Annotated in this window: 8 protein-coding genes and 1 tRNA gene; 7 read left to right on the top strand and 2 right to left on the bottom strand. The window is 32.7% G+C overall.

Features of this window, described 5'->3' with window-relative positions:
- Positions 1-329 precede the first annotated feature (329 nt).
- A complete protein-coding gene (locus tag DK858_RS05340) occupies positions 330-923 on the top strand; it encodes an NAD(P)H-dependent oxidoreductase (RefSeq protein ID WP_109396493.1) in 594 nt (197 codons plus the stop codon).
- Positions 924-1,064: 141 nt separating this feature from the next.
- On the opposite strand, the gene DK858_RS05335 is transcribed toward DK858_RS05340, so the two are convergent.
- Positions 1,065-1,140: transfer RNA gene (locus tag DK858_RS05335), tRNA-Asn, on the bottom strand.
- Between the two features lie 156 nt (positions 1,141-1,296).
- Complete coding sequence (locus tag DK858_RS05330) at positions 1,297-1,803, bottom strand: YlaC family protein (RefSeq protein WP_109396491.1); 507 nt, start codon at positions 1,801-1,803, stop codon at positions 1,297-1,299.
- 455 nt (positions 1,804-2,258) lie between these two features.
- Here DK858_RS05330 and cspE point away from each other — a divergent pair, with 455 nt between their 5' ends.
- The 6 genes from cspE (at position 2,259) to motA (ending at position 9,542) form a co-directional block, all read left to right on the top strand.
- Positions 2,259-2,471 carry a transcription antiterminator/RNA stability regulator CspE gene (gene cspE, locus DK858_RS05325; protein ID WP_004243573.1) on the top strand — a complete coding sequence of 71 codons (213 nt, stop codon included), beginning with the start codon at positions 2,259-2,261 and terminating at the stop codon, positions 2,469-2,471.
- 107 nt (positions 2,472-2,578) lie between these two features.
- On the top strand, positions 2,579-2,773 hold the full coding sequence (dsrB, locus tag DK858_RS05320; protein WP_109396490.1) for a protein DsrB: 195 nt from the start codon (positions 2,579-2,581) through the stop codon (positions 2,771-2,773).
- Positions 2,774-3,163: 390 nt separating this feature from the next.
- Positions 3,164-3,862 carry an MgtC family protein gene (locus tag DK858_RS05315; RefSeq protein ID WP_109396489.1) on the top strand — a complete coding sequence of 233 codons (699 nt, stop codon included), beginning with the start codon at positions 3,164-3,166 and terminating at the stop codon, positions 3,860-3,862.
- A 3,717-nt stretch (positions 3,863-7,579) separates the two neighbouring features.
- Entirely contained in the window at positions 7,580-7,930 is a 351-nt protein-coding gene (gene flhD, locus DK858_RS05310) for a flagellar transcriptional regulator FlhD (RefSeq protein ID WP_072063484.1), read from the top strand.
- Positions 7,931-7,932: 2 nt separating this feature from the next.
- Positions 7,933-8,514, top strand: coding sequence for a flagellar transcriptional regulator FlhC (gene flhC / locus DK858_RS05305; protein ID WP_006533207.1), 582 nt, complete (start codon positions 7,933-7,935; stop codon positions 8,512-8,514).
- Positions 8,515-8,648: 134 nt separating this feature from the next.
- Positions 8,649-9,542, top strand: coding sequence for a flagellar motor stator protein MotA (gene motA, locus DK858_RS05300; RefSeq protein WP_036935706.1), 894 nt, complete (start codon positions 8,649-8,651; stop codon positions 9,540-9,542).
- Positions 9,543-9,544 lie beyond the last annotated feature (2 nt).

The raw sequence follows: 9,544 nt of genomic DNA, 5'->3' as shown, positions 1-9,544 counted from the left end.
GATTGATCTTTAAAGCCCTGCGGGCTTTTCGCCTTATATCCCCGCTCGCATTGGGCGAGGGTTTACGGCGTTTTTCGCTAATCGAAAGGCGTGATGTTGCTGAAATGGCATTTATTGTGGATTATGAAAATCCACCGCCGTTTAGTCGTGAAAATTAGCGATTATTTAGATTATCGTTTTTAAAATATCTTCAACGAGTAAAAGTATCGAGATCAAAAAGGTTATCTTTGGATCCTTAGACAAGAATAATGGATAAATGAATTAAGACAGTAATAGACAATTACGTTACAGTCATTTTGTTAACTATGTGTATGCAAAGGAGTTTAGATGTGACTCATGTTTTTATTGTTAATGCTGCAAAAGAGTTTGATGGCTCTGAAGGGAAGCTCAATGATCATTTAACGCAAGTTGCCACAGAATTGTTGTCATCTCATCAGATAACTGTGCAATCAACGCGTATTGATGACGGTTATGATAATGACGAAGAAGTTGATAAATATTTATGGGCAGATGTCATTATTTATCAGATGCCAGCATGGTGGATGGAAGGGCCTTGGATCTTAAAAAAATACATTGATGATGTATTTAGTGCCGGATACGGAAAAATGTATATTGATGATGGCCGTACGCGAAAAGATCCTTCGAAAAAATATGGTTCTGGTGGATTATTACAAGGTAAAAAGTACCTCCTTTCTGTAACTTGGAATGCGCCTTTTGGAGCTTTTGAAGAACAAGAGCAGTTTTTTGAAGGAAAAGGTATTGATGCGGTCTATTTTCCATTCCATAAAGCGAACCAATTTTTGGGGATGGAAGGATTAAAAACTTTTGGAATGTTTGATGTAGTGAAACAACCGCAAATTGAACAAGATGTTGAAGCATATAAAAAACACCTAATACATGAAATTGTTGGATTAGCCGGTTAGGTATTTATCTTGCTAGATATAAACTAGTATTTATTAATCAATCAAGGTAATGATACAGGTTGCATTTAGGTAGCTGATTTAGATGAGTTGCGCTCAGAAAGCAAAAAGCCCGCACTTTAATAGTGCGGGCTTTTCTAAATTTGGCTCCTCCAACTGGACTCGAACCAGTGACATACGGATTAACAGTCCGCCGTTCTACCGACTGAACTATGGAGGAAGCGAGTTCTCGTGAGAACGAGGCGCATAATAACGATGATGTATCAGGGTGTCAACGTTAAAAGTGGATTAAATATCTGTTTGGTTGGTTTATCGACAAAGTGGCTAAATAATAGAAGTTATTCTCCGTGTTTTTGTCTGTAACACGGAGAATCAATTAGGCTTGAGGAGATAATTGTGATGCTGAAATTGATTGCTGAACGGGATCAAATGCCATCAAGTACACATCGTAAAAATGAATTTCTTGCTTTTTATTAATAATCTCACGAATGTCTTCTTTTATTTGTTGAGGGATAGCAGGGTGCTGGTGGATCTCACTTATCGCTTCATCAGAGAGTTTTTCAAAGGTGTACCATTCACCGTTATAACAAACCCTCAAATCGAGAACGCCAATATCTTCAAATTTATAGATAGGTTTTATATCAAATAACAAGATACCCGCCATAACTAAGAACATCACAGTAAAAAGAACCAGCGAGATAACACCAAAGTAAGGTGAATATATTAATAACGCAGCGAGTAATACATAAGAGAGAACCATGCTGATACATAGCCAAACATGGTTTTTTAAAAACTGACTATTAAAATGTGGTTTCCCGTCTCTTTTTTCTGCTTTATTGATCCGGTCTAAATCACGTTCTAAGATTTCTTTTAATACATTCATTGTAAACACCTTAAGAGATGAATGTTGCGAACTTGTTTCTTGTTGCTAGATTATCACGTGGGCAAGATAAGCGGGTAGAACAGTTTTTTTAAATTCTGGCATTAACTGTTATTGTTAGACTATTAAGAATATTCTTAGTCATTGTTAATAATAGAGATAAAATATCAAATAAATTTTATGCACAGTGATAAAAATCGAGGAAGAATTGTATTTTTAATGTGCAATTTGCATTTTTTTAATCTTTAGACGCATAAAACTATTGCTATTAAACTTGTCTCATGCGTTAATGAGTAAGGCCTCAATACAGACCTGATTTATGATTGACATTCTAAGTTAATGAGTTTTAAACAGCATCGCTTTTTGACCGTTTTCTTCATGTGTGCCCATAAGTTATAGGTAGTTCAGGCCAGTAGATGCCGAGAAGGCAACGTTTTATTGATATATAGGAAAGTCACATGTCTGACAAAATGAAAGGTCAAGTTAAGTGGTTCAACGAGTCTAAAGGCTTTGGTTTTATTACTCCAGCAGACGGAAGCAAAGACGTATTCGTTCACTTTTCTGCCATTCAAGGTAACGGTTTCAAAACTCTGGCTGAAGGTCAGAACGTAGAATTCACAATTGAAAACGGTGCAAAAGGTCCAGCAGCAGCTAACGTAACAGCTCTGTAATTAAAGCCTTTTAAAAATTTTCTTCAAGCCTGTCACCTTATGGTGGCAGGCTTTTTCTTTATGGGTAAAATAAAAAAAGAGAATGATAATATTTATCAGGAGAGAAAATGCAGGTTAATGATAAGGTTGTTGTAAAAACAGATGGTAGTGACGATCGTGAAGGAACTATCCTACTTATCGAAGAATTTAATGAAGGTATAATGTATTTGGTATCACTCCCTGAATATCCAAAAGGAATTTGGTTTTTTAATGAAAAAGAGGGCGGTGAAGGAACATTTGTGAGACCAATACAGCAAAAGTGACAGACGTTTAGGTTTGGTTCATTTACATTTTTAAATCAGCTACTTATACTTTTGCTAAATTATAGTTAGGAGAAAATATCTTGGATACACAAAGTTGTAGGTTAATGATAAACCCATTAATTGAGACAAATAAATAGGTAAGCTGTTTTCTTCACTAAAACTGCTTACCATTTTGGTGGGCAGTGCGTTGTAATATTCTTTTCTTATATTTTAATTATGCACTTACCCAAATAATTTCCCTTATGTAGCTAAAACAAGAAGGGTAATTTTATGTGCTATATTTTTTTCTCTTTATTTCCTCCTCCTAAAGCGATGAATTAATTTCAACACTCTGAACTATCAGAGCAAAATTTTCATATCGATTTTAATCATCATGTAGAGGAAATAAACATGACGATGACGCCTTATATTTTAAATCTCATGATTGCAATGTGCCTTGGTGCTTTGATTGGTGCTGAACGTCAATGGCGACAAAGAATGGCGGGTTTAAGAACAAATGCTTTAGTGGCAATGGGGGCTGCTGTTTTTATCTTAAGCTCAATAGAAACTTCGCCTGATAGCCCTGGTCGGATCGCCGCTCAAGTTGTTTCAGGTATTGGATTTCTTGGTGCTGGTGTGATCATGCGTGAGGGAATGAATATACGTGGACTTAATACTGCGGCAACGCTTTGGTGTTCCGCAGGAATTGGTGTGTTATGTGGATTAGGTTTATATCAATTGGCGACTATAGCAACACTTCTTATTCTTTGTGCGAATATTTTACTGCGAGAAGCCGCTCAGCGGATAAACGCTCAGCCACAACATCAAGCAATAGATATTGAGCAACGCTACTCAATACGAATTATTTGTCATGAAGAAGATGAAGTCTTAGTTAGGACACTGATTTTACAAGCAATAAATGGATTACATGTTCGATTACAGTCTTTAAGTAGTGCTGATACATTGATGCCTAATCAATTGGAAGTTTGTGCTGAATTACTTGCAACACCTGTTGAGCAAAAAGAGATAGAAGCGATTGTTTGCAGAGTAAGTTTAGAAAAGAGTGTTAGTGCAATTAATTGGAAGATAGCCGCGGAGCATCCTGTTTAACGGAGCTTTTTTAAGGCAATTTCTTTCTAATCAAGGCTCTCTATATTCTGTATAGGGAGCTTTTTTGTTATCTAGATACGAGTTAGAGATCAACTTACAAAGTTATTTCAAAAAGGAATATGAATATTGATAAAAGTTATAAAAAATATAACTTTGTAATTTGTAAGTAATAGAACTGTCATATTTCAAGTTGTTATATGGCTGATTATGTTTATTCGTACAGACATATTCTTTTGTCTGTTTATAGTAAAGCATTCACTTTTTCCTATCTAAGTCCAAATTATTTATAGCATTTACATAATATTTAATTCTAAAACTAACTTCTCTAATGAGGAGAATGAGGCTTTAGTCATAGGTTACGTATTATTACTGATATATAGAAATAAAGTATTTTGTTTGTGTAATTATTATTTGTGTAACTATTACTTTATGGAATAAAAAACAGAAAAATATATTCAAAAAAAGCTAATTAAAATACGTGGTTGGGCGGCATATGTTCATTTTCGTTTTAATAAAAACAAACATTTTTGTCTAAATTGATTAATGCACAATTATTTGTATTGTGGTTAACCCGTATATAATGAGTTATGAATGAAAAAAATTGAACCACATTTGGGGAGAGGTTGGTGTGATTTCTCATTTTTATTAATCGCTCCTTTTGGTTTGATTTGATTTATCTCTGTTTATTTTGTTTTTAATAAATAGAAAAAACTAAAATCAAGTAAGCGATTGCTACCTATGGTTGACTGATTAAATGGGGCTCTTAGGAGTATTGTAGAACAAAAAGTTGTTATTAAGGGGCTTAAAGTAGTATAGAATTTTGGGTGAAAAATGATGTTTTCTATTGATTATATTAGATTTTTTTAATACCTAAGTTATACTCTCAAATTATTTCAATGTATTTGGCTAAAAATTTATCAATATTTACTACCGCATTTAATTTAAGTGTGATTTTTTTGAGTAATGTTTTTAATTTAATCAAATTAGATTCTCAAAATATGAAGAGGAATTTAGGAAAACGGTGGATTTATACTGCTACAGTAAAGCTGATGAATTGATGTGGTATGTTGTCTGCAATCACTAATCATTGGTGAATGAAAATCTTTTGAAAAATTGTGGATTTTTTTGTAAAGACCATGTGGAAAAATTGATACCAATAAGTAATCTTATAAGAAGAGTAGAAAAATCACACCACTCTTTCTGTTCAATAAAATAATCATTTCAAAATTATATTGTTTATAACTTTGTCAAGGATGTAAATCTTACTTATTACAGAAGGAGAATTATCTTAGTATGAAATAGATGTTCCGTTAGTATTTCCTGTGAAAATATATATAAAGGATAATTGTGGTACTGACCTTTTTTGATTTACCAAAAAAGATAAAACTAAGTATAAGAGGAACACTAATTTAAAACATTGCTGGTATAAAAGTGTGAACAAACATTTCATCTTTGCTTACTAAAAAACGATGTAACTCGTTTCAATAGAACTAAAAGCAATACACAAACTATTTGCATTCATATCATGAATGATCTCAATTATTACTGTAGAAAAATACGGTTACAATATTTTTTAAAACCTTCTTTCTCCAAAAATTTAGAACACTTTGGGGTTATAGAATACTAAGCATAGTTATTGATTTTTAAGACTAGTCTAATAAATGAGATATAAGCCTTGATTATTTAGGTATATCAATATTTTTATTAGGTTTTGATCGAGAAGAAAAGTCTTTTTAAAGTTGAAATTACTCATAAAAAGGGTAATAAAATGAGTCAAATTAGTGGTTAGAATAGAGGGACATTTAGAGATATATTTTAGCGCGTTAAGTAAAGGCATTCTGATATTTAAATCTTTATACTTTCCTAGGTTCGTCAACATCAACTTTTGTTAAGTAATGGGTTGTTACGAAGTCAGCACTTTTGGTTCCGTAATGTCTTGAGACTTGTGATAGCTAGGTTGAAAAAAAGAGACTAACCACATGATAAGAGGGAAGGTGAAACAATACTCATCATTTGTAAGCGTAAAATAAATTGTTGTTAGAAACTATTTCGGGGCTAAAAGTTAACATTTGATATTTTTCATTTGCACCGATGCTAATAGAGTAATCAATGAGATGTTATTTTGATCATATTTACCTTCCTTGCTTTACATTGAGAAACTACATCTATACAAGTGTTAACTTGGAGTTGTCATAATTTGCCATTACAGCCATTTATTATGTTGAGGCAATATGGTTAACAGGAAAAACAGAATTTATATTTTGCATTGTTATTTTATGAATTAATTACTTTATATTGGAGATCTTGAGATCTTTTTTTATGAAATTGAAATTTATATTTCAAAAAATGTCTTTTTTATAACAAAAGATAAGTGGTTATATAATACATGATATTATAAATCTGCTTTTTCTTTATTTTTTTACTGTCTTTTATATTTTTAATTATCTATGGATTATTGGACTAATATATATATATACAGTGAAAAATAGGAAAGTTTTAATTTTATTTTTTATATTAATAGACTGTGACTTTATTTTATAAAAAAACGCGTGTTTTTTTTGATTTGGTTTAAGTTAAATGTTGTATTATTTTCATATTCAATTTTTAATTGATAATTAAATTAGTAAGGGGGATTATTTAATTAAATAAAAAATATTCTTTTATTTTTATATTAATCTAGTGGTGATTTTAAATTTATATTGTTCATAAATTATACTGTGATTCATAAAAAAAACTTATTTATATGTGGATATTATTTCTCTGTGATTAATTTACAGGCAATAAAACTCTTATTAAGAGTTCTGTAATTTAAGTGTTAAATAGCACTTGAAAAACATTAGTTAAATTAAATTATTACAGTTGAAACTTTAATAATGTAGAAATAAATATTCAATGATTTAAGGGCGAAGATGCATAACTAAGAATTTAATTTTATATGACTTATCGTCCTGTCTAATAAAATCGTTATCATATCATGTTGATTTCAAAGTAAAATTATTATTTTAAAATAATAAAAAAATTTAGGATAACTATAAATAATTAGAATTGATTGTTTTTCAAACAAATTGTAAACAAAAAGTGATCATTTATGAAGGTTTGCGTAAATGGTGAAAAAAATAATATCTATAGAAATATTTATTAAATTTAAGAAGCTTGTTTAGATAAAGATGAGGGGGAGATATATCAATATATGTTACTGTGATCAAAAAAATCTCTAATTGTGGATTTGTCAAATTTTTATGCTGTATTTTTAGGTTTATAAGTTTAATAGATCGTATAAAATAAAAAATTATCATTAATATTTTAATTTGGGTAGATTAGCTTATTAATTTACACCAAGTTTTATTACTTTTATCACTTGAATAGTTAATGAACTAATTCCATAATAATGATTATCTTTTTGTGATGTGACTCACATAGTATTTAAATTAGACTACTTTATCCGTTGAATAACTTAATCGTTAAGGAGTAAAGTTGTTGCGTTAGGATTATTCTTAACGAGCTATATTGGCGAGCATTTAAAGTTTACTTTTAATTTAAATGATTTTTTCGCTACTTTTGAAAATGACCGTAACTAAGTAATACAAGGTAGTGTTACTACGTGTCATGTTCATAAAATGGGGCCTGGAATTTAATATTACATTTATATTAATTTCCTCGGGATCTTTCATTAGAAAGATCCTCTTTGTTCAATATAATCGGACGGGATGTAAAGAGATGAGTACGGTTGAATTGCTTAAGCATATTTATGACATAAATTTATCGTATTTGCTTTTGGCGCAAAGGTTAATTAACCAAGAAAAGGCTTCCGCAATGTTTCGGCTTGGGATTAGTGATGCAATGGCGGATGCACTGGCAGAGCTTACATTGCCACAATTGGTTAAGTTGGCTGAAACAAACCAGCTAATCTGTAATTTCCGCTTTGAAGACAGCGAAACAATAGAACAACTCACTAAAGAATCTAGAGTGGATGATTTACAACAAATTCATACTGGCATTCTTCTTTCTTCTAACTTGTTTCGTCAGTTATCGGAACAAGACACTACTGCGACAAAGAAACGGGCATAACAATGAGTGAGAAAAGTATCGTCCGAGAAGCGAAAGATATTCGTTTAGCAATGGAATTAATCACCTTGGGTGCCCGCTTGCAAATGCTTGAAAGTGAAACTCAATTAAGTCGGGGGCGTTTAATTAAATTATACAAAGAATTAAGAGGGAGCCCCCCTCCAAAAGGAATGCTGCCATTTTCAACGGATTGGTTTATGACATGGGAACAAAATATCCATTCCTCAATGTTTTATAATGCTTATCGCTTTTTATTAAAAAATGGCGGTTGTGTTGGCGTTGAGGCTGTTGTTAAAGCTTATCGTTTATACTTAGAGCAATGTCCGCCTGTTAAAGATCAAGAACCTATTTTAGCACTAACAAGAGCATGGACATTAGTACGTTTTGTTGAAAGTGGTATGTTGCAACTTTCCGTTTGTACCAAATGTAATGGTTCATTTATTACACACGCACACCAGCCAGCTAGCAATTATGTTTGTAGTCTTTGCCAGCCACCTTCTCGCGCAATAAAAAAACGTAAACTTTCCGCCAATCCTGCCGATATTAACTTACAACTGTTGGATGGTCTTGAACAGTTTGCAATGTGATTCGAGATTGAAAGTTAAATATCAGGTTATAGAGCTTAGTTATCTATAACCTGAACCGTTTCCTCTCCCCCTCCTATCTCTTGCTGCTATGTTCGCCATTCTCTCAATAACGAAATTAGCTAAAGGGATATCGCGTGTTAGTACTCTTAGGATATATCGTGGTTATGAGCGCCGTCATCGGGGGATATCTTCTCGTCGGTGGTAGTTTAGGTGCCTTATACCAGCCAGCCGAATTTATAATCATCTTTGGTGCCGGTATCGGTGCTTTTATTGTAGGTAATAATGGTAGAGCAATTGTATCGACAATGAAGATCCTACCGAAATTACTTCGCAGTACAAATTACAATAAAGCGATGTACATGGATTTAATGGCACTTATGTTTCGTTTATTGTCAAAAGCTCGTCAAAACGGAATGTTGGCATTAGAGAGAGATATAGAAAACCCACAACAAAGTGACATTTTTTCCCAATATCCGCGCATTATGAAAGATGTTTATATGCTCAGTTTTATTACTGACTATATGCGTTTGATGGTAACAGGAAATATGAATCCTTATGAAATTGAATCTCTGATGGATGAAGAGATTGCAACTTTTGAGGAAGAAAGTGAAGTACCTGCAACAGGCTTATCAGCGATGGGTGATTCACTACCTGCGTTTGGTATCGTTGCCGCGGTTATGGGGGTTGTTAATGCGTTAGGTGCCGCGGATAGGCCTGCTGGTGAAATGGGCGTATTAATTGGACACGCAATGGTTGGTACTTTCTTAGGTATTTTACTAGCTTATGGCTTTATTTCACCATTAGCTTCTAGACTCAGACAGCGCTCTAGTCAGCAAATGAAAATGATGGAGTGCATTAAAACAACATTGTTATCTAGCATGAATGGATATGCGCCACAGATAGCTGTTGAATTTGGACGTAAAACCCTCTTTCTGGCAGACAGACCTTCTTTTATTGAATTGGAAGAACATGTACGTCAGGTACGGACACCAATGCAGGCAAATCCTGATGCAATGAAAGAAGAGTAATT

Origin of the sequence: Proteus faecis, from assembly GCF_003144395.1 — a bacterium.
Taxonomy (GTDB): Bacteria; Pseudomonadota; Gammaproteobacteria; order Enterobacterales; family Enterobacteriaceae; genus Proteus; species Proteus faecis.
Note: the sequence above shows the minus strand (reverse complement) of the source record. Positions and strands in the feature narration are given on the sequence as shown.

What these genes read in the sequence shown, in the direction of transcription:
- DK858_RS05330 (WP_109396491.1), bottom strand. Translation starts at nt 1,803, where the DNA reads ATGAATGTATTAAAAGAAATCTTAGAACGTGATTTAGACCGGATCAAT.
- cspE (WP_004243573.1), top strand. Translation starts at nt 2,259, where the DNA reads ATGTCTGACAAAATGAAAGGTCAAGTTAAGTGGTTCAACGAGTCTAAA.
- dsrB (WP_109396490.1), top strand. Translation starts at nt 2,579, where the DNA reads ATGCAGGTTAATGATAAGGTTGTTGTAAAAACAGATGGTAGTGACGAT.
- DK858_RS05315 (WP_109396489.1), top strand. Translation starts at nt 3,164, where the DNA reads ATGACGATGACGCCTTATATTTTAAATCTCATGATTGCAATGTGCCTT.
- flhD (WP_072063484.1), top strand. Translation starts at nt 7,580, where the DNA reads ATGAGTACGGTTGAATTGCTTAAGCATATTTATGACATAAATTTATCG.
- flhC (WP_006533207.1), top strand. Translation starts at nt 7,933, where the DNA reads ATGAGTGAGAAAAGTATCGTCCGAGAAGCGAAAGATATTCGTTTAGCA.